Raw genomic sequence first — 19,998 nt, 5'->3', positions numbered from 1 at the left:
AAAAATATGAGCAATCAACCTCTTCCAGAAGTTCTACGCAAACATTTGGCGGATGGTAATTTACCCGTCATTGCAGCCCCACTTTTTATTATCAGCAATCCTAAATTAGTGATTGCCCAGTGCAAAGCGGGTGTGATTGGCTCTATGCCAGCCCTCAATGCCAGACCTGCTGAACAGCTTGAAGAATGGTTGATTGAAATTACTACTGCCTTAGCGGAATACAACAGAGAACACCCGGATAAGCCAGCCGCACCTTTTGCCATTAATCAAATTGTGCACAAGAGCAACGATCGTCTTGAACATGATATGGCGCTATGCGTCAAATACAAAGTACCCATCATCATTACCTCCCTTGGTGCACGCGAAGAAATTAATACTGCCGCACATAGCTATGGCGGAATCGTATTGCATGACATCATCAATAATGCTTTTGCTAAAAAGGCGATAGAAAAAGGTGCTGATGGCTTAATTGCAGTTGCAGCTGGTGCTGGTGGACATGCCGGCATTAAAAGTCCTTTTGCATTAATTCAGGAAATTCGGGAATGGTTTAAAGGACCATTAGTACTGAGTGGCTCCATTGCTACTGGCGGTGCAGTTTTAGCAGCCCAGGCCATAGGCGCTGACTATGCGTATATTGGCTCTGCATTTATTGCCACTGAAGAAGCGCGTGCAAGTGAGGCCTATAAGCAAGCAGTGGTTGATTGCAACTCAGATGACATTATCTTGAGCAACCTTTTTACTGGTGTTTCTGGGAACTATTTAGCACCCTCTATTCGCAATGCTGGCTTGGATCCAGATAATCTTCCAGAAAGCGATCCGAGCAAAATGAACTTTGGTGGCGCAGCTCAGAAAGCCTGGAAAGATATTTGGGGCTGTGGTCAAGGTATTGGCGCCGTAAAAGCAGTTACGCCTACAGCGCAGTTTGTTGCTCGATTAAAAGTTGAATATGATCAAACTAAAGCAATTTTGCTTAAAGGTGCAGCGTAGATCACATGATTAACCACCATCTGTCTGACGGGATTCTGAAGATATTACTGAACCGTTCTGAGAAAAAGAACGCATTTACTAATGCAATGTATCGTGAACTTACACAGATACTCTTTGATGGAGATCAAAACCCTCAAGTGAAGGTGATGTTGATCTCTGGGGCTGGCAATGCCTTTTCAGCAGGTAACGATATTGTGGATTTCATGCAATCGCCGATTACACATGAAGATGCGCCACCCATTAATTTGTTAAAGGCGCTAGCAGGACTAACTAAGCCTTTAATCGCAGCAGTTGATGGAGTTGCGGTTGGCATTGGGGCAACATTACTGTTTCATTGCGATTTGGTATACGCGCAGAAGAATGCTCGTTTTATATTTCCTTTCGTTTCCTTGGGCTTGGTTCCAGAAGGTGCGGTCTCATTATTGCTACCACGTCTCGCTGGCCATCAAAAGGCTTCAGAAATATTGCTTTTTGGTGAACCCATCAGCGCTGATGAAGCCCATCAAATTGGATTTGTAAACAAAGTAATTTCAGAACCATCTGCACTGCCTTATGCGGAGCAGAGAGCCAAAAAACTAACTACCTTATCCTCCGGATCAGTCTCAAGAACGAAGTCTTTGTTAAAAGAGGGTGAACTTAAGGCTGCAGTACTCAATCAAATTGATATTGAAGGCAAGCACTTCATCGATAGACTCCATAGTCCAGCAGCAAAAGAAGCGCTGACCTCCTTTTTAGAAAAGCGCACCCCCAATTTTGATGGGCTAGATTAGCGACCTGCTCGGATCAGGTCTACTGCTTTTTCAGCGATAGCAATGATGGGAGCATTAGTATTGCCTCCGATTAGGGTTGGCATGATCGAGCCATCAACCACCCTTAGCCCCTCCATGCCATGAACTTTTAAGTTTGCATCAACTACTGCCATTGCATCATGGCCCATCTTGCAGGTGCCCACTGGGTGATAGACCGTATCAGCCCGCTCCCGAATAATCTTCCGAATGTCATCATCTATTTTTACATTAGGTGTAAAGACATCTTTTTTGCGTATCTTAGTAAACGAGGGGGCATCCATTAGTTGTTTGGTCAGCTTATAACCTTTAACTAGGGTTTCCAAATCCTCTTCTTCAGCCAAAAAAGCTGGATCAATTAATGGTGCGTCTTGCATACTGTTACTAGCTAGCGTAATCTGCCCACGGCTCTTAGGCCTCAGAACGCATACATGACACGAATAGCCATGGGCCATATGTAATTTACGAGCATGATCTTCCACTAAGCTAACTACAAAATGCAATTGCACATCTGGCGCCTCAAGACTGGGATCTGTTTTGAGGAAGCCGCCCGCCTCTGCAAAGTTGGTGGCAATCATACCTTCGCGTGAACGAACATACTTGATAATTTCACCAGTCAATTTAACCGTACCACCTAAAGAAATACCGATCAGATCAAGGCTATCTGCTGAATAGCCAAAAATAAAGTCTGGATGGTCTTGAAGATTTTGACCTACACCAGGCAAATCATGGATAACTGGTATATCGAATTTCTTTAACTCTTGAGCAGGCCCCACCCCTGAAACCATGAGTAATTGTGGGGAATGGAAGGCGCCTGCACACAGAATAACTTCTTTGTTAGCGTGCATGATGTGCTGTTTACCACCCTGCATATAGCTCACGCCCACAGCGCGCTTACCTTCGAACAAAATACACTCAACCTGAATACCAGTTTGCACATTTAAATTTTTTCGTTTACCCATATGGGGGTGTAAATAGCCACGCGCTGCACTCCAGCGCTCACCATTTTTATGGGTAACTTGATAAATCCCTAAACCCTCTTGCTCAGCACCATTGAAGTCTTCCGTAACCGGAAATCCGGCTTCCTTGGCTGCATTCAAATAGATTTGCTGAAAAGGATTATGTGACTGCAGATTTGATACAGATAAAGGGCCATCAATACCGTGGAAGGAATTCTGAATTGTGGTGTTGTTTTCGCTTTTCTTAAAGTAAGGAAGCAGCTCGTCATATGACCAGCCTATATTGCCAAGCGCTGCCCAGTGATCGTAATCAGAGCGATGCCCTCTGGTGTAAATCATGGCATTAATCGCCGAAGAGCCACCTAAACACTTTCCTCTGGGCTGATATCCTCGACGGCCGTTTAAGCCCTTCTGGGGTACCGTTTGAAAGGCATAGTTATTGATTGATGTGGGTAACATAGCTACGGCAGCCGCAGGCGTTTTAACGACCCAGCTATCACCATTACCGCCAGCCTCCAGCAATACAACGCTAGTGCCGGCATCCTCGCTAAGTCGTCCTGCCATCACACTACCAGCAGACCCAGCACCTACGACAATGTAATCAAAGGCCTGAGACTTCATTGTTGATTACTCCAGTGATTCATCAGCTTTGATCTAGCTGAAGGCTGTATATTGATTTTGCTCATATCCCCAGCGTAATGGCGCACTACCCGTCTGTCCATTAAGGCAAACCAGAGGGGCGGGCAATACGCCAAGGTAATCATGGATGCATAACCACCTGGCAATTGAGGAGCCTCTCCAAAATGACGTAATGCTTGATAACGTCTAGTTGGATGAGCATGATGATCAGAATGGCGCTGTAGGTGATACAACAAAATATTTCCGACTATATGGTTACTGTTCCAAGAGTGCTCTGGTGCACAGCGCACGTACCCACCATTTTGATCTTTTTGACGTAACAGACCGTAGTGCTCTACATAGTTCACAACTTCCAACATCGAGGCAGCGTAGATGCCCTGAAGGACAAGAAAGATTAGTGCCGCCCATCCCAACCAAAATATGAGAGCACCGTACAAGAGAATCGTGAGAGACCAAGCCTGGAGATTTTCATTCTGAATACTCCAAACGACCTTCCCTTTTCTTTTTAAGCGTTCTCGCTCTAATTCCCATGCGGAAATTAGGCTGCCCAATACAGTACGCGGCAGAAATGCCCAAAAACTTTCCCCCATACGGGCGCTAGCAGGATCCTCTGGTGTTGCCACCCGCTTATGATGGCCGCGGTTATGTTCCACAAAGAAGTGGCCATACATACTGGAGGCTAATGCCAATTTAGAAAGCCAGCGATCTACGGACTCTTGTTTATGCCCTAACTCATGAGCAGTTCCAATGCCAATACCATTGGTAGATCCCACAGTAAATACTAAGGCGATGTAGGCATACCAATCTAAAGACTGAGTCGCTGCCAGCCAAGTTCCATAGACTGTGCCAATGAGCTGAAGGGGAACATAAAGCCAAACCAGCGCGCGATAAAAGAAATCTTTATTTAAGCTCTCGACAGCGGATTCCGGAGGATTGCTAAAGTCTTCACCAAAAGTCAGATCTAAGATAGGGATGGCGATATGAATGATGGCTGGGGCAAAAAGCAAATAGAGCCAATGACCAGTCAATACGAATGCCAGAATAGAGGCGGTAAAAGCAAATGGAATGGTTGGGCTCAATAACCAAAGCCAGCGCTTATCATTCCACTCTGGACCTTGGATTGTTGTTATGCCGTTCATAACCACATCTTAGCCTCCACTCAAAAAAATTGCTTGATTTGATAGCCTGCATTTTTAGGCGCCATGCTCAGAGTACCTTAGTGAAATCCCTAATGATGGAGCGCCATCAAAGCCTCATTAGTGACCGATAAGGCCCGATCCGAATGGAGGTTTAGATAACCAGATTAGGGGCATCAGCGCCACCAAAATGAGTCCTGCCAATAGCATTAGCTGATTGGTTGAAAGCATGTAGGCCTGAGAGGTAACCAAGTTATCAACTAAGGCATGTCGCTGCATTTCTGTCATGCCGAGTTTGGCAGTTGTTTCCATCAATTGTTGGTATGCAAGATTCCCCGTCTGAATATTGCTCATGAGGTTCTCATGCTGTCTAATCGCATTGTCCTGCCAGAGCGTAGTGGCAACCGCTGTTCCTACACTGGCACCCACGTTTCTTAAAAAGTTAGAGATACCCGTACCAGAAGCAATTTGACTCCCCCTGAGCTGCGACATAGAAATTGCAGACATTGGCATGAAGAATCCTGCAATACCCACACCCATAATGAGGCGAGCAAACATCAGTGTTTTTTCATCGACGCCAGTTGTAAAGCCGGCAGCCATCCAGCACCCAATTGCCATGGCGGCAAATCCAATAGTGGCAATGATTCTCGCGTCAATACGATGGATATTGGCCCCAAATAAAGGGCCACAAAATAAAGCCAATACTCCAGTGATTGCCATGACCTTGCCAGAGTTAAATGCGGTATAGCCCAATTGGGTTTGCAGCCATAAAGGGCCGATCACAATGTAGATGTAAAAGGCAAAAGATCCTATCCCCAAGCAGATGGCAGAGGTACGAAAGTTCACCAGCCTAAATAAGCGCAAATCCACAATGGGGTGCTCTGCCCCCAACTCCCAGAGAACAAAGGCGATCCAAGAGATAAAGGAGATCGTTGCTAAAGTTGCAATGAATGATGATGACAACCAATCTAATTCACTACCCTTATCAAGTGCAATTTGCATCGAGGCGACAGCAGCAACTAGTAGCGCTATGCCAATAAGATCAATTTTCTCTTTAGAGGACTCAGGCTTTGGAGCACCATACAACCAGTAGACCATCACAGCAACCAAAATGCCAAATGGCAAATTGATATAGAAAGCCCAACGCCACACCAAATTATCGGTAAGCCAGCCACCAATTAAGGGTCCTAATACAGGCGCCACTATGGTAGTTGTCGCCCAAATACCCAATGCCATACCCCGCTTTGCTGGCGGATAACATTTCATGATCAAGGTTTGGGAAAGCGGAATCATTGAAGCGCCAACAATGCCTTGCAAGATGCGCGAGATGACCAGCACCTCGAAGGATGGTGCCAACCCACACAGCATTGAAGCTATCGTAAAAAGTATCGTGGCAAAGATAAACTGACGTACCTCGCCAATTCTCTTGGCTAGAAAACCGGTTAATGGCAAAAAGATAGCTTCGCTAACTGCGTAGGAAGTAATGACCCAGGTCCCTTGAGTTGGGCTAATAGCAAAATCTCCTGCAATCGTTGGTAAAGCAACGTTTGCAATGGACATATCGAGAACGTTCATAAAGGATCCCAAGGCAAAAGCCAAGGTTCCAAGTACCAGCTTATATCCCTTAAGAGGCTCTAGCTCAGGCGCACTCATAAGGGCTAATTATGGCTTCTTAGAGTTCGTCAATAGAGACTGAATATGGCGCTCAGCTTTATCAAATTGCTTTTGATAAATAGTAGTGTCACTAATGGGACCTTTATCCATCGCCTGCAGTGAACTACCATCGCGATCACTAGTATCGACTTTAACATTCATTGATAAGCCAATATTTAAGGGGTACTTACTTAACTCATTACTATCCAGCGCGATTCTCACAGGTAAGCGCTGCACTACTTTTACCCAATTTCCTGTGGCATTCTGAGGTGGCAAAAGAGCTAAAGTGGAACCTGTTCCAGGGGCAAAGCCAACTACCTTGCCATGAAATTCCATCTTGCCTCCGTAGATGTCAGACTCCAATTTCACCGACTGTCCAATGCGAATATTTTTAAGCTGATCTTCTTTAAAATTCGCATCAACCCAAATCTGATCGCCCGCAACCATCATTGCCAGTTGAGTGCCTGGAGCTACACGCTGGCCAACTTGAGCATACCGCTTTGCTATTGTGGCTTTAGCTGGACTTTGAACATCAACTCGAAGCAGATTGATGTAGGCTTGGCGGGCATTAGCCATCGCCTTTAGCAAGGCCAACTGAGAGTGTTCCAGCTCCTCTTTTGACACACTGGCATCGCCCTGTAAGACCTTACGCTTTTGGTAATCTGCAGTCGCATTGCGCAAATCAATGTCTGCTTTTTCAGATGCAATCAGTACTTCTGTAGGGTCAACCCTAAAGAGTGTTTGGCCCTCCTCGACAGATTGGGTTTCAGAAACATTGACAGTAGCAATCGCGCCTTCTATTTGGGATACAACCTGAATCTGAGAACCTGCTACATATGCATCATCAGTAAATTCTGAATTACGGCTAAAAATAAGCCAGTACAGCAGTCCTAAAAGAAAGACCCCAACCAGGATCGCGAAAAAGATCTTGAAAGCTTTTGGTCGATTAAAACCGCCATTGTTTGTAGTAGTGTCCATGGATATTCCGAGTGAAATACTTATTGAGTTTGTCCGCTTAATTTCGGTTGAGTTCTAGATTCAGATTTAGACTGAAGATAAGATCCGCCTAAGGCCTGAACCAGCACCACATTGGCAGTTAACAGTTTGGATTTAGCATCTGCATAGTTTTGCCCCTGCAACAGATAAGCCTGCTCCGCAGTTAAAGACGCTTCTTTGGAGGCGATTCCAACCTCGCTTCTACTGCGCGTAATTTCAAAATTTCTTTTGGCGTTTATCTCGGCATTAGCGAAGCCCTCATAATTAGCCTGTGTATTCTTCACAGATCCAATGCTATCGGCAACCTCACGCAAAGCTTGTACTAGTTGCTCCTGATATGAGGCAATCGCTTGGTTTCGATTCGCTTCTTTGCCGGTTACGTTGGCATCAATTACGCCGCCATCAAAGATTGGCAGATTTATCGCAGGGCCGATACTAAATTGCTGACTTCTGCTAGAAAAAAGTTGGGATAAGCCAAATGATTGAACTCCGATGAAACCTGCAAGATTCACGTCCGGCAAGTACTCTAACTTTGCACCTTCTAATTGCAGCTTTGCTACATCAATCTGACTTAACAATGCCTGTAAATCAGGCCTGCGCTCCAATAGATCGGATGGGATAACTTCGGGGAGACTAAGATTGGTTGCCTGAATCGATGGGGCCTTGAGCGATTCACCCCAGGATGGGCCCTCTTGAACCAAAGCAGCAAGTTGATGCTGCATCATCTTCACACTCAAATTAGACTGATTTACATTAGCTTGAGCAGACTCTAATTCTACCTTGCGTTGATTTACTGTCAACGCATCAACTAGACCTGCGTGCTGGCGGTCAATGGCAATACGCAGTAAATTCTTTCTGACCTCAAGCTCCCTCGCATAAAGTGCTCGAGCCTGAACCATATGGTCATAGTCAAAATAAACGCGCACAATCGTTGTCGAGAGAAGAAGTTCTGAGGCTTTGTAATTTGCTTGAGCAACAAGTACCTGATTCTTGGCGGCATCAAAATACTTCTTTTGCTTTCCCCAAATATCCAGAGACCAACTCAGTGAAGCATTGGCTAGTCCGTATCCGGTGTAAATAGGCATGCCAGGCACAAAAATATAATTCTGTGAAAGTTGTTGTCGATCAACCTGACCTCCAACACTTACCTGAGGAATAAATGCCGCCCTTTCACTCTCTAACATCGCTTGGGCTGCCGCTATCCTTGCGCCTGATGTATCCAAGCTAGGAGACTGCTTAAGCCCCAGTTGAATCAATTGATTTAACTGGGGATCGCCAAATGCCGTCCACCATGCATCTTCAATAGGATTAGTACTGCTGTTATTGCTATTGGTTTGTGTAGCCAGCTTTGGCTCAAGCACATCAATGGATTTCGCAGCTTGCTCAGGCAACGCCTGCCTAGGAAAAAAGGTACAAGCCGATAGGAGAGAGCCTATGGACGTCACTAGGACTACGCTACATACCCAAGCTAAGCGCCTCATGAGCTCACCTCAAGTTGCTGTAAATTATTTTTTTCAATTCGCAATAAGAAATCGCGTAATTGATCAAATTCTTTTTGCGTAAAGCCATTTAATGACTGATTTAATAGATCGCACCACAGTGGTGGAATCGATATTGCCGCCTTCTTTCCGTCAGCAGTGAGCGATAGGCCAATTACACGTCCGTCCTTTTTGGAGGGCTCTTTTTGTATGAGTTTCATCTTTTCCAGTTTTTGAACCACGCGCACTGTTGCTGCGGCATTAACTCCTAACGCTTGCGATAAGGAAGAAATCGTAGCCGCTTCAGAATGTGAAACGAGGAGCAACACGCTCATCTGCGCTGCAGTAATACCAAGATCTGCCAGCCTCAAATCACCTAGGCGTTGATAGCTTGATTTGTTACGCAACATCAAATAAGCCACACTCCCCTGGGGGCGGTAATTATCTGGGGTGTAGAAAGAGGATGGTGAAGGGCTGGTATTTTTCATAAAACTAATTGACTAGTCAATGAATTTTATAACACAAGAACTTATTTTGCCGGTGCGACTCAGCAGAAATCACCACAAGCCTGATGAGGGTAAAAAACCTTACTTAGGTGCTTTTAGGGTGATTTTGGGCTCAAATTAAGGAATAAGGTAACTAGGAATCGTTAGCAAGAGCCTGACTTAAAGCCGCCAAAAAGAGTTCTTGGCCGAGATGAACTTTCGCATGCCAGTCTTCCCCAGAGTCTTCATTAGCTTCATCGGTGATGTATTTAAATGATTGCCAAGGTATGTGATGATCATGTGCAATCGCAGCAATTGCAAATAGCTCCATATCAACAACATCAACACCTTGGCTATGCAACCAAGGATCGGATGCCGTCACAAAGCTATCACCAGAGCCACAGATAAATCTTCCGGTAGATACATACTCTTGTGGTCTAGCGCAAAAAGGAGTGCTGCCGCGGGGTGCTAGTGGCTCAGCATCCATATCGCGCTGAATGACCTTACCGATTTCTAGTAGCCCCTGTAATTCTGTTTTGATTTTCCCTGCGGTACCGAAATTCAATATTCTCTTTGGTGAGTATTGGTGAATGGCTTTGATGCTGGTTATGGCAGCATTAATTTTGCCAACGCCTGAATACACAATTTCCACCCCACTTGGCAGAGCTTCACGCTTGAGCTCGGACTCTAATGCGGTAATAATAAGAAGTTCTGTTTTCATATTGGCTGTTGATGAATTTATTAGATTATCTACCCGGAGTTCCTGATTTTCCAAAACCCGGCATTCTCTTTAGGGATATATCCCCTTTATTAGCCAATCCAGCCGCCTTTAAAGAAGCTATTCGTCAGTTAGATGAGGTGTCCCAGCAATTTGATTACACCCACATTCTAGGCATTGAGTCTCGCGGCTTTATCTTTGGCTCTGCCCTAGCCCATCACGCACACAGGGGCTTAGTACTGGCTAGAAAACCTAACAAACTCCCTTTAGCTAGTCATCGTGAAGCTTATGGTCTTGAGTATGGCAATGATGCTCTAGAGATTCAGCAATCTACCCTCCCTAAAGATGCCAGAGTATTGCTGCTTGACGATGTTCTTGCTACCGGTGGAACCTTAGTGGCTGCTGATAAGTTAATACGCAGTGCTGGCTTTGAAGTCAGTGGTGCAATTACCTTGCTGGAAATTACTTTCCTAAATGGCCGTGATCTTTTAAATCAATCGGGCATTCGCCATCAGTCAGTATTAAAAAGCTAGAAGCTAGAGCAGTTTTTTAACGCTCTTGATAACCTTCACGGCACCCCAACCCACTGCAAGAGCCTTACTTGCCAGCTTAGGCCTGTAATGTGCCAAGGCTGCAAATGCACTAGTCCATAGGATCGGATTACTCCTCAGGAAGTTGACAGCATCAACCCCTTTATCAGCCCATGAGAGAGGCTTTTCCCAAGCCTCAAAATGTTCAGCAAACTCAGTGCGCTCACGGTGCGCCTGAAGCTTCAATTGGTGTTGGCGCAGCTCCAAAGCTTTTAAATACTCACTCATTTTGAAAGCGCTTCGCGATCTTTTGCTAATTCAGCAATTGAGGCCTCAAATAGTCTAGGCATCGTATGTAGTGATTGAGTAATCAGCGCCACTAAAACCAGACCAACCAATAAAAAGGCTGCGGTCAATAAGCCTAAGGCCAGTATTCGGTCAGTCTCCCAGCTGTAAATAACAATTAGCAACGCGAGCATCACTAAACCAAAGAATAAAAAAAATAAGGCGCCGATAATCATCACTAGCAAGCCAATGAATTTACTTCTGGCGATTTGCACATCCAGAGATAAGAGCTCTAAGCGCGTTTGCGCTATCGATGCACCAGTTGATGCAAGGCCTTTGATAGAGGAAAGTAAATTTTCTTGAGACATAAGGGTCTAACGGCGTCCAATAAATAAGCCAATCAGCAAACCTAAACCAGCTGCAACACCGACAGCCTCCCAAGGATTGCGATGCACGAAATCATCCGCACCTTCAGCGGCTACCTTCGCTTTCTCAATCATCTTGCCCTCGACACCTGAAAGGCTTTCTTTGGCACCTGCGAGAGTTTCAAGGGCTTTATTACGAATGGAGCTAATGGCCGCACCTGGATGATCTTCGGTTGCCTTGATTAAAGCTTCAGCATCAGCCATCAGGGATTTGAATTCACTAATAAGGCTTTCTGCGCCAACTTGCTTTTCATCATGTAAATCTGAATGTTCGAGTTTCTTAGTAGTCATGGAAATGGATCCCTAATAGATGAGGCATAAATACCAATAACCCTATTCTAAGCACTTCTAACCTGAGATCCCAGCAATAAAACTGTCATACCAGCGTTACCTTCTTTAAAGCGCTTGAGATATCGCTTTAGGCCAGGACGGCGTTTCAGCAAGGCATAATAGGACTCACTACCAAAGGCTACATCTTCGCCAAAATGGTATTCAGCAACTCGGTCAGAGTAACGGTTATTTTCAAGCGCTTCATGGATAGCCCACTTAATTCGACCACCTTCACCGCTTGATCCATATCCATGAATCAATATGATGGCCTTGATTCCGATCTCTAATGATTTTCGTAGGATGTCCGTTAGGCGATCTAGGGCCTCTTCAACATATGGGCCGTCTTGCTTGATATTGAACTCAATCGTATCCGAACCCAATATGGGCAAATTGACAGAACCGCAATGCGGACACTGAGTAAACAATGCCCGCATATTTCCACAATCAGGGCATTCAGCGTTATGTGCCACCTTTAAGAATCAGACTGATCTCCTTAAGAGCAGTACTTACCCTCTAAACCCCTTGTATCGGTTGCCTTATCGTCAACCATGAGGTTCAGGGTCTTTTGCGCTAGCTCGCGATTCTCTGGAGTCTTAAGGCTGGCGTTAATTAATGTGGCTACATCCTTGCGAATTGAAGTGTTGCCGTAACGCAGACCCTTCAAGGTAGATACCGCTTCAGCAGATATCTTGCACTGCTGATTGACTAACTCAGAAGAATCTGACGGCGATGTATTTGCATAAGCGAATGCAGCAACAGTGATTGTTGCAGCTGCTAATAGAGTCTTTTTCATCTTAGTTCCTTATTTTGTGACCACATGTTGGACAACAGCCCACTTCTTTCGCCTTTGTCTTTCTAAGGGCGGCATACACACTGGATTCTGAAATTTGCATCTTTCTGGCTGCTTGAGCAGCAGTCATGCCCTTCCCTACCCACTCTAAGGCTTGATGTGTTTTCGGTATCTCTCTCTTCATTTCATCTCCCAGTCGTAGCACTATATCACAAGTTGTGAAGTTGTGAAGTTGTGAAGTTTAATAATATAGTAATGAGATACCCTAATAAAAGAGATTTGCGATCGTTGCTATAACTGCGGCTACATTAGGGCGTTTAAGCCACTTTGGTGTTATAAATACTGAATAAATAAGAAATTTGGGGCTTCTTAAGATCGTCTTAAAGCACCCTAATAATTGAAGGAGATATATGTCTTTACATTTCACGCCCAAAAAAGGCTTGCTGACTGTTTTTGCTGCGCTCATCACGGTTACTTCGATTCCGGCCCTAGCACAATCTACAGCTGCTTGGCCTACCAAACCCATCAAAATTATTGTTGGCTATTCGGCCGGTGGTGCAACTGATGTATTGACCCGCCTGGTATCAGTCGGCATGGGCAATACCTTAGGTCAATCCATCGTGGTAGAAAACCGTCCTGGTGCTAACAGCAACGTGGGCGCTGAAATTGTTGCTCGTTCACCTGCCGATGGCTACACGCTTTACGCCTTCTCGATTGCTAATACGATTAACGCTACGCTCTATCCGAATCTAAGCTACGACCCGATTAAAGATTTTGAGCCGATTGGGATGATCGCTAAGATTCCAAATATTTTGGTAGTGAACCCAAATCTTCCAGTAAAAACGCTTGCAGAATATGTGCGCTATGCTAAAGATGCTAAAGATGGCGTAACCTTTGCTTCCTCCGGTAGCGGCTCATCCATTCACCTATCCGGTGAAATGTTTAAGATGCAGGCGAAAATCCAAATGCTGCATATTCCCTACAAAGGCAGCGCTCCTGCAGTAACGGATTTGCTTGGTGGTCAAGTGGAATCCATGTTTGACAACGCCCCTTCTGCACTACCTCATATTAAGGCTGGAAAACTACGTCCGATTGCAGTTACCAGTGCGCAACGCTCACCATTTTTACCGGACGTCCCGACTATTGCTGAGTCAGGATATCCTGGCTTTGATGTGCAGTCTTGGTTTGCATTGGTTGCCCCTGCGGGAACGCCTAAGCCCATCATCATGCAATTAAATGCTGCTCTAAATAAAGCACTCAACTCCCCTGAAGTTAAACAGAGGCTTCAAGAATTGGCTGCAACACCAGAGCCTGGTTCACCAGAAAAAATGGCTGCATTTGAAGCAACCGAAGTTAAACGCTGGCGAGATGTTGTAAGGGCCTCTGGCGCTAAAGCCGAATAACTCATTATGTTTCCGATTGATTTTTTTTGGAGGGCCGCACAACGTTGGCCCGATCGCATTGCCATTGATACACCGAGTGGCCCAATTCATTACGCCACCTTAGCTAAGCGCGTTAAAGCCTTGTCTGCAGGACTTACTGCTTTAGACCCTAGCCTTCAGAGTCGAGTAGCTATTTGCGCAGGTAACAGCGATGATCACATTACTGCCCTGTTAGCCATTTTGGCTTGCGGCAAGGTATGGGTACCACTGAACCCTAAGAGCACCCACCCTGAGATTCAGCGTATTGTTAATATCACCGAGCCTTCTATTGTGATTTTAGATGCCGCCAATCAAGCATTACTTAAAGGCGCTGCGGGAGCATGGGTTTATACAGGCGCTGACTCTGATGCTTCTGCGCGCAGCATAAACGAATTAATTCAATTGCATGAGGATGCACCGAAGCCTTCTTTTGAATTACCACTAGATGCAATTCAGGCGATCAAATTTACTGGGGGGACAACTGGCGCTCCTAAAGGAGTTATGCAGCCCTATCGCGCTTGGTTGGCAAACATCACCAATCAGATTCAGGTATGGGGATTTGATGAGCACGAGCGCTATGTTGTTGCAGCACCAATTACCCATGGCACATCTACTTATATCGTTCCGATCTTGGCGCAAGGTGGCTGTCATGTGATTTTGGATGGTGCTGGCGCAGAGGTAGTCAGAACTGCTTTTCGTGAAAGACGCGGTACTGTTTGCTTCATGCCGCCAACCCTTGTTTATATGTTGATGGCATTACCTAATGCATCCAGAGATGATTATCCAAAGTTACGAAGACTGATTTATGGCGGTGCACCAATGCCTCCAGAACAGGTTCGTAAGGTACGTGATTTCTTTGGTCCGGTATTGGGCACGACCTATGGTCAAACCGAAGCACCGCAAATTTTGACGGTCATGCGACCTGAGGATTTTGAAGATCCCAACAACTGGGCAGCCGTTGGCAGACCTACTTGGTTTAGTGATGTGGCCATCATGTCTCCTGAAGGCGAACTATTGCCTACCGGTGAAATCGGCGAAGTCGTTGCCCGTGGTGATCTTCTCATGAACGGCTATTGGCGCATGCCTGAGAAAACCGCTGAAACCATTATCAATGGCTGGCTTCATACTGGTGACCGTGGCTTGATTGATGAACGTGGGTTTTTGTATCTCAAGGATCGCCTCAAGGACATCGTGATTACTGGCGGATTTAATGTCTACCCAGTGGATGTTGAGAATGCCTTAAGTCAGCACCCTGCTGTTCACGAATGCCTTGTCTTCGGTCTCCCTGATGAAAAATGGGGTGAAACTGTTCAAGCTGCAGTGCAATTGCATCCAGGACAAAAAACAGATGAAGCGGAGCTGATTGCTTTTGTTCGAAATTTATTGGGGCCAGTACAAACTCCAAAACACGTTCACTTCTACGAAAGCTTGCCTCGCTCCAATGTGGGTAAATTACTGAAAAGTGCAGTGATTCAGAAACTTCAAACGCCTGCTTAGGCAATAATTAATCCTTTTAGCTTATGACTACCAAAAAAACTCCTGTTACCAGTCTGTGTACTCACACTCTCACTAGCTTGCATTATCGCGATGCGGATTTAGTAGAGGATTTGATGGGTAAGAAAACATTCACCGAAGTCATGCTGATGCAGATTCTGGGTAGACAGCCTCGAGGTGTTGATATTCGCATTACTGATGTGGTGCTCATTGTGCTGATGGAGCATGGCCTAACGCCCAGTGCAATCGCCACACGCTTGATCTATATGAGCGCTCCAGAGAACCTTCAAGGGGCTGTATCTGCAGGCCTGTTGGCTGTTGGTAGTTCCTTTATTGGCACAATGGAAAACTGCTCCGCCTTGCTAGATCGGATTATTGCCTCTAAAGACCAACATGCTGAAGCCCTTTTGATTGCGCGACATTACAAGAGCATAAAAGGCGCAGTGCCTGGCTTTGGTCATCACCTGCATAAGCCGCTAGATCCACGTGCTTACAAGCTATTAGACATGGGCCGCGCTGAGAAAGAACTCAAAGGTGATCATATTCGTGCGCTAGAAACTTTATCTAAAGCAGTGGATGAAGTGGCTGGTCGCCCCATTACGATTAATGCCACTGGTGCGGTTGCCGCCCTATTAGGTGAGATTGGCATACCTACTGCTGTGATGCGTGGCTTTGCCGTTATCTCCCGTTCTGCTGGCTTAGTGGCCCATATTGTTGAGGAACAACAAAGCCCATCAGGTCGCTTCATTTGGGACGCCATTGAACATGCCATTCCGTTTGTGGATGGCGCCAACAAGATTGGCTAATGATGGGCTCTAGAGAATGCATACTAGTTACTGGTGCTAGCCGTGGTATCGGTCGCGCCATATTGGAGCGCCTAATTGCGGATGGCATGCATGTCATTAATTTTGATAAAGAGTCTCCTGTAAAAATTGCTGAGCATGAAACTTTTATCAAAGTAGACATGTCCGATGAGAAAGCTTTGCGCACTGCACTGGCTGATGCGACTTCTAATAACTCGATTACTCGCTTAGTGAATAACGCAGGCATTGTTCGCCCTGCTAGTATCGAGAAGACTACGATTGCAGATCTACAGGCCGTAATGAGCGTCAATGTTGCTGCTGCCATTATTTGCGTGCAAGCCGTACTCCCCGCCATGAAAGCAGCTCATTTTGGTCGTATTGTGAATATTGCCAGTCGTGCTGCTTTGGGTAAAGAAGAGCGAATTTCATATGCGACTTCTAAGGCGGGATTACTGGGATTGACTCGCACTTTGGCTTTAGAGCTCGCAAGTGATGACATCACAGTAAATGCTATTGGGCCCGGACCGATTGCAACCGAACTCTTTCAGAGTGCGAACCCTCCTGGTGCCCCTGCTACACAACGCATCTTAGATAGCGTGCCTCTGGGTCGAATTGGCAAACCAGAGGAAGTGGCCCATATCGTCGCCTCTCTACTTGATCAACGCGCGGGTTATACAACTGGTCAGGTTGTATATGTTTGTGGTGGCATGACTGTAGGTCTGAGTCAGTAAATGAATTCAAAACACCCTCCTGGTTTACCAACGGATCTCACTAATCGAGTAATCTTCGTTTCTGGCGGTGGATCTGCTGGGCCCGGCTGGAGTATTGGTAGAGCCTCATGTGTTACCTATGCTCGTTTAGGCGCAAAGGTCTGCGTAGTCGATCGAGATCAAGCGTCTGCAGAAGAAACTACCAAGATTATTCTGAATGAAGGCGGTATAGCGGAAACTTTTGTTGGGGATGTTTCTGAAGAACTTGATGTAACAAGACTCTTTGACGAAGCTCGTAAACAATTTGGTCCTATTGATGTGCTGCATCACAACGTGGGCATTGGCAAAGTTGGCGGACCAATGGAAACCAGCGCTGAAGATTTTGATCGCATTCACAAGGTAAATGTGCGCAGCCTCCTACTTGCAGCCCAAGAGGTCTTGCCTGAAATGGTGGCGCGCGGTACCGGCAATATTATTGCCATCTCTTCAGTGGCGGGCATGCGCTATTTGGGCTACCCACATTTAGCCTATAGCGTAACCAAGGCTGCTAATACCCAATTTATTCGGATGATTGCTCAGCAATACGCCGATAAAGGCATTCGAGCCAATACAGTAGTGCCTGGCCTTATAGATACTCCACGCATTGCCAATACTGTAGCGAGGATGTTTTCTGAAAATGGTCTAGATGAGGCTCGTGCCACACGTGATAAGCAGGTACCCATGGGACGCTCTGGAACAGCCTGGGATGTGGCACACGCTTGCGCCTTTCTGGTCTCAGATGCCGCAGCCTACATTACAGGCACTGAGCTGGTGGTTGATGGCGGCCTCACCGGGAAATACGTCTAAGTCCCAGAATTCCAGCCCCGAGCTTAAGGGATAGTATGATTTGATGATTCTTTAGGAGCTTTATATGCATCGAATCATCTACCGAGTTGTTTTATTGCTAGCAATTAGCGCTGTTCTGGTTGCTTGCAATATGAATGATAAAAAAATTAGTGGCTGGGAAGTGAATGATGTCTATCACTCGACCATCATCACGCCTAATTCAGCAACTGGTGGGAAAACCTATCAAGGCCCACCTATCAATACGATGGATGCAGCCAATACTTATGAGATGTTTAGCCTCAAAACTGAACAGCCTAAACAAGGGGCAAAGACTTATGAGCTCAATGCGCAACTAACGTATTTCTCACAATGGCGTTATTACGATTCCGCAATGCTAGAAAACACACCTGCTACGACATTTAAAGTGGTTGGTAGAGAAGCTGGCGCTTGTGGTGACAGAGGTTGCATCTTTAGAGAAGTCGTCTCTATCCAATTGCCCGAGGCATTCCTAAAGGATAAGATGAAGAAGGGTTTCATCATCACCCTATCCGCTAAGAATGGAATGAAGACTGAGCTTTTTGTGTCGCCACAATATATCCAAGGTTATATGCAGGCAGTGAATGGATTTAATTGATAGCTCGATCAGTGTGATTGAAATAAATAAAGGGGCATAGAGCCCCTTTATTTTTAAGTACTGGCGGAGAATCTGTCCGGTAAAGAGGTGTCCCTTTGACGGAATTACAAGCCTAAATTTTCTACTGTAAATCATTAAATGACTCATAAATGGGTCATTAAAACACTTAAAGACTCATTTATGAGTCATATTTATTGACCTATGGCGTATAAACAGGCATATTAACGCCTCATACTTAACAAAATGCATGAGGCAACTATGCGCGTAGATCAAGAACTGACCCTAGCATCAAAGCAACTTGGCCAATCCACTGAAATAGCGCAATGCCTTGTTTCTTTGCGTCTTGCGCGTCGTGTTCGCCAAGGTGAGGCAGCAGTCCGTGCCGGCCTATCTCGCGCTACTGCACAGCGCATTGAAAAGGGTGATCCTGGTGTAGCCATTGGCGCGCTCCTGCGTTACTTAGATGCAATCGCTCCAGGCATGAACTTATTGCAACTATTAAGCGGAGATGATCCTGCGATCATTGCTTTAGAGCGTCGCTCACGTCCACAACGCGTGCGTGATTTGAGTGCAGCGGAAATGAAAGCGCTTGATTTCTGATGGCCAATACCACTAAGGATCTTTTTGCCTTTGCCAATCTTGATGGTGAATTTGTACCAGCAGGTCAACTGCAAGTAGATGAGGAAGGCTCAAGACTTATTGCCTCTTCATTTGCTTATGGCTTGCGTTACTTAGATAGGAGCAACGCACAAGAAGTGGATCCAGTCGCTCTTAGCCTTAGAAGTAAAAGTGAGATCAAAGGTAAGCGCCTCATTCCACCTAACGGCTTAGAGACTTTTGGTGGAATTCGGGATGCTGCTCCTGATTCTTGGGGGAGAAGAGTCATTGAAGCTAGGCTTAAGGTTCCAGCCAATAGCCTGCCAGAATCAACCTATCTACTCGAAGCAGGCAGTGATCGTGTTGGGGCTTTAGACATTCGATCTTCTTTAGATCAAGAGGAGCGCCCTGCTCACGAAAGTATTCACAATCTGTCATACGTACTCGAGGGTGCACAGAAGATTGAGGCGGGCTTGCCAGTATCAGAAGCACTATCCAAAATTTTGATTGTGGGTAGCGGTCTTGGGGGCATGCGTCCTAAGGCAAGCGTGCGCGATGATGAAAACATTTTATGGATGGCTAAGTTCCCAGGTAATACAGATGGCGCTTTAGATGTACCAAGCATTGAATACGCCACACTCAAACTTGCGCAGTTAGCCGGTCTTAATGTAGCGCAAACGCAATTAGAACAAGTTGGCAAGAAAAAAGTGTTGATGGTCAAACGCTTTGATCGCTCTTGGACTGCTTTTGCTCGGCCAATAGAAATTCGTCATCATGTCGTTAGCGCCCTCACCTTAGTTGCCTGTCACGAATCAGAATCCAATACAAAAAGTTATATGGATATTGCGGATGCTATCCGCAGATATTGCGTGATTCAAACAGTCAAAGCTGATATTGAAGAACTATATGCACGCATGATCTTTAATATTTTTATTAGTAATGATGATGATCATCTACGCAATCATGCATTCTTATGGAGCCATGCACTTAAAGGCTGGAGCCTGAGTCCACTCTATGACGTGATGCCTCATGCAGTCATTGCAAGTGAGCGTTATCAACATCTAGGCGTTGGACCACAAGGTAAATTGGCCACACTCGATAATGCCTATGGTGCCAAAGAGCGCTTTGGCCTATCCGCACAGCAAGCAAGCGACATTATCGATCGTGTATGGCGAGTAACTAGGCAATGGAAAACTCACTTCGAGAGCCTTGGAATTGCTGCAGATCAAATCGAAGAAATCTCCCTAGCCTTTAGGCATATCGATGATATTTGCAGCGCTGAATTAATCAAGACTTTAGCCAAAGACTAAGATCTCAT

Annotated in this window: 23 protein-coding genes; 11 read left to right on the top strand and 12 right to left on the bottom strand. The window is 45.7% G+C overall.

Annotated features, from left to right (window positions below; genetic code table 11):
• Positions 1 to 6 precede the first annotated feature (6 nt).
• Both C2755_RS04760 and C2755_RS04755 read left to right on the top strand, forming a co-directional pair.
• A complete protein-coding gene (locus C2755_RS04760; RefSeq protein ID WP_215322060.1) occupies positions 7 to 987 on the top strand; it encodes a nitronate monooxygenase family protein in 981 nt (326 codons plus the stop codon).
• Between the two features lie 5 nt (positions 988 to 992).
• Positions 993 to 1,757, top strand: coding sequence for an enoyl-CoA hydratase (locus tag C2755_RS04755; RefSeq protein WP_215322059.1), 765 nt, complete (start codon positions 993 to 995; stop codon positions 1,755 to 1,757).
• Here C2755_RS04755 and C2755_RS04750 read toward each other — a convergent pair.
• From C2755_RS04750 to C2755_RS04720, 7 genes are all read right to left on the bottom strand, one after another.
• The gene (locus C2755_RS04750) at positions 1,754 to 3,352 is read right to left on the bottom strand and encodes a GMC family oxidoreductase (RefSeq protein ID WP_215322057.1); all 1,599 of its coding nucleotides are present in this window, start codon (positions 3,350 to 3,352) and stop codon (positions 1,754 to 1,756) included. The genes C2755_RS04755 and C2755_RS04750 overlap by 4 nt on opposite strands.
• The gene (locus C2755_RS04745) at positions 3,349 to 4,509 is read right to left on the bottom strand and encodes an alkane 1-monooxygenase (RefSeq protein WP_215322056.1); all 1,161 of its coding nucleotides are present in this window, start codon (positions 4,507 to 4,509) and stop codon (positions 3,349 to 3,351) included. The genes C2755_RS04750 and C2755_RS04745 overlap by 4 nt, the downstream gene beginning before the upstream one ends.
• Before the next feature lie 117 nt (positions 4,510 to 4,626).
• Complete coding sequence (locus C2755_RS04740) at positions 4,627 to 6,159, bottom strand: DHA2 family efflux MFS transporter permease subunit (RefSeq protein ID WP_215322054.1); 1,533 nt, start codon at positions 6,157 to 6,159, stop codon at positions 4,627 to 4,629.
• A 9-nt stretch (positions 6,160 to 6,168) separates the two neighbouring features.
• Positions 6,169 to 7,137, bottom strand: a complete 969-nt coding sequence (locus C2755_RS04735; protein WP_215322053.1) for an efflux RND transporter periplasmic adaptor subunit — start codon at positions 7,135 to 7,137, stop codon at positions 6,169 to 6,171.
• A gap of 20 nt (positions 7,138 to 7,157) precedes the next feature.
• Complete coding sequence (locus C2755_RS04730) at positions 7,158 to 8,636, bottom strand: efflux transporter outer membrane subunit (protein ID WP_215322051.1); 1,479 nt, start codon at positions 8,634 to 8,636, stop codon at positions 7,158 to 7,160.
• Entirely contained in the window at positions 8,633 to 9,121 is a 489-nt protein-coding gene (locus C2755_RS04725; RefSeq protein ID WP_215322043.1) for a MarR family winged helix-turn-helix transcriptional regulator, read from the bottom strand. The genes C2755_RS04730 and C2755_RS04725 overlap by 4 nt, the downstream gene beginning before the upstream one ends.
• Positions 9,122 to 9,272: 151 nt before the next feature.
• Positions 9,273 to 9,839 (bottom strand): 5'-methylthioadenosine nucleosidase, encoded by a 567-nt coding sequence (locus C2755_RS04720; protein ID WP_215322041.1) that lies wholly within the window; start codon positions 9,837 to 9,839, stop codon positions 9,273 to 9,275.
• Between the two features lie 11 nt (positions 9,840 to 9,850).
• Between C2755_RS04720 and C2755_RS04715 the strand changes: the two genes are divergently transcribed.
• Positions 9,851 to 10,369 carry an adenine phosphoribosyltransferase gene (locus C2755_RS04715; protein WP_215322039.1) on the top strand — a complete coding sequence of 173 codons (519 nt, stop codon included), beginning with the start codon at positions 9,851 to 9,853 and terminating at the stop codon, positions 10,367 to 10,369.
• 3 nt (positions 10,370 to 10,372) lie between these two features.
• Here C2755_RS04715 and C2755_RS04710 read toward each other — a convergent pair whose 3' ends face one another.
• The 5 genes from C2755_RS04710 to C2755_RS04690 are packed head-to-tail and all read right to left on the bottom strand — an operon-like array spanning position 10,373 to position 12,199.
• Positions 10,373 to 10,654 carry a YqjK-like family protein gene (locus tag C2755_RS04710; RefSeq protein ID WP_215322038.1) on the bottom strand — a complete coding sequence of 94 codons (282 nt, stop codon included), beginning with the start codon at positions 10,652 to 10,654 and terminating at the stop codon, positions 10,373 to 10,375.
• Positions 10,651 to 11,019 (bottom strand): phage holin family protein, encoded by a 369-nt coding sequence (locus tag C2755_RS04705; protein ID WP_215322036.1) that lies wholly within the window; start codon positions 11,017 to 11,019, stop codon positions 10,651 to 10,653. Before C2755_RS04705 ends, C2755_RS04710 begins: the two co-directional genes overlap by 4 nt.
• Positions 11,020 to 11,025: 6 nt before the next feature.
• Positions 11,026 to 11,367: a YqjD family protein gene (locus C2755_RS04700; protein ID WP_215322035.1), complete on the bottom strand. Its 342-nt coding sequence runs from the start codon at positions 11,365 to 11,367 to the stop codon at positions 11,026 to 11,028.
• Positions 11,368 to 11,414: 47 nt separating this feature from the next.
• Positions 11,415 to 11,840: a Smr/MutS family protein gene (locus tag C2755_RS04695; protein WP_251368545.1), complete on the bottom strand. Its 426-nt coding sequence runs from the start codon at positions 11,838 to 11,840 to the stop codon at positions 11,415 to 11,417.
• Positions 11,841 to 11,899: 59 nt separating this feature from the next.
• Complete coding sequence (locus C2755_RS04690) at positions 11,900 to 12,199, bottom strand: hypothetical protein (RefSeq protein ID WP_215322031.1); 300 nt, start codon at positions 12,197 to 12,199, stop codon at positions 11,900 to 11,902.
• A gap of 407 nt (positions 12,200 to 12,606) precedes the next feature.
• On the opposite strand from C2755_RS04690, the gene C2755_RS04685 reads away from it, so the two are divergent.
• From C2755_RS04685 to C2755_RS04650, 8 genes are all read left to right on the top strand, one after another.
• On the top strand, positions 12,607 to 13,599 hold the full coding sequence (locus tag C2755_RS04685) for a tripartite tricarboxylate transporter substrate binding protein (RefSeq protein WP_215322030.1): 993 nt from the start codon (positions 12,607 to 12,609) through the stop codon (positions 13,597 to 13,599).
• A 6-nt stretch (positions 13,600 to 13,605) separates the two neighbouring features.
• On the top strand, positions 13,606 to 15,114 hold the full coding sequence (locus tag C2755_RS04680) for a class I adenylate-forming enzyme family protein (RefSeq protein ID WP_215322028.1): 1,509 nt from the start codon (positions 13,606 to 13,608) through the stop codon (positions 15,112 to 15,114).
• A 23-nt stretch (positions 15,115 to 15,137) separates the two neighbouring features.
• On the top strand, positions 15,138 to 15,917 hold the full coding sequence (locus C2755_RS04675; protein WP_215322026.1) for a citryl-CoA lyase: 780 nt from the start codon (positions 15,138 to 15,140) through the stop codon (positions 15,915 to 15,917).
• Positions 15,917 to 16,645, top strand: a complete 729-nt coding sequence (locus C2755_RS04670; RefSeq protein ID WP_215322025.1) for an SDR family oxidoreductase — start codon at positions 15,917 to 15,919, stop codon at positions 16,643 to 16,645. Before C2755_RS04675 ends, C2755_RS04670 begins: the two co-directional genes overlap by 1 nt.
• Complete coding sequence (locus C2755_RS04665) at positions 16,646 to 17,470, top strand: SDR family NAD(P)-dependent oxidoreductase (RefSeq protein ID WP_215322023.1); 825 nt, start codon at positions 16,646 to 16,648, stop codon at positions 17,468 to 17,470.
• A gap of 64 nt (positions 17,471 to 17,534) precedes the next feature.
• The gene (locus C2755_RS04660) at positions 17,535 to 18,083 is read left to right on the top strand and encodes a hypothetical protein (protein WP_215322021.1); all 549 of its coding nucleotides are present in this window, start codon (positions 17,535 to 17,537) and stop codon (positions 18,081 to 18,083) included.
• A gap of 243 nt (positions 18,084 to 18,326) precedes the next feature.
• Positions 18,327 to 18,683: a helix-turn-helix transcriptional regulator gene (locus C2755_RS04655; protein ID WP_251368544.1), complete on the top strand. Its 357-nt coding sequence runs from the start codon at positions 18,327 to 18,329 to the stop codon at positions 18,681 to 18,683.
• Positions 18,683 to 19,990: a type II toxin-antitoxin system HipA family toxin gene (locus tag C2755_RS04650; RefSeq protein ID WP_215322019.1), complete on the top strand. Its 1,308-nt coding sequence runs from the start codon at positions 18,683 to 18,685 to the stop codon at positions 19,988 to 19,990. The genes C2755_RS04655 and C2755_RS04650 overlap by 1 nt, the downstream gene beginning before the upstream one ends.
• Positions 19,991 to 19,998: the final 8 nt, after the last annotated feature.

The sequence above is a fragment of the Polynucleobacter sp. MWH-S4W17 genome, assembly GCF_018687535.1.
GTDB lineage: Bacteria > Pseudomonadota > Gammaproteobacteria > Burkholderiales > Burkholderiaceae > Polynucleobacter.
Note: the sequence above shows the minus strand (reverse complement) of the source record. Positions and strands in the feature narration are given on the sequence as shown.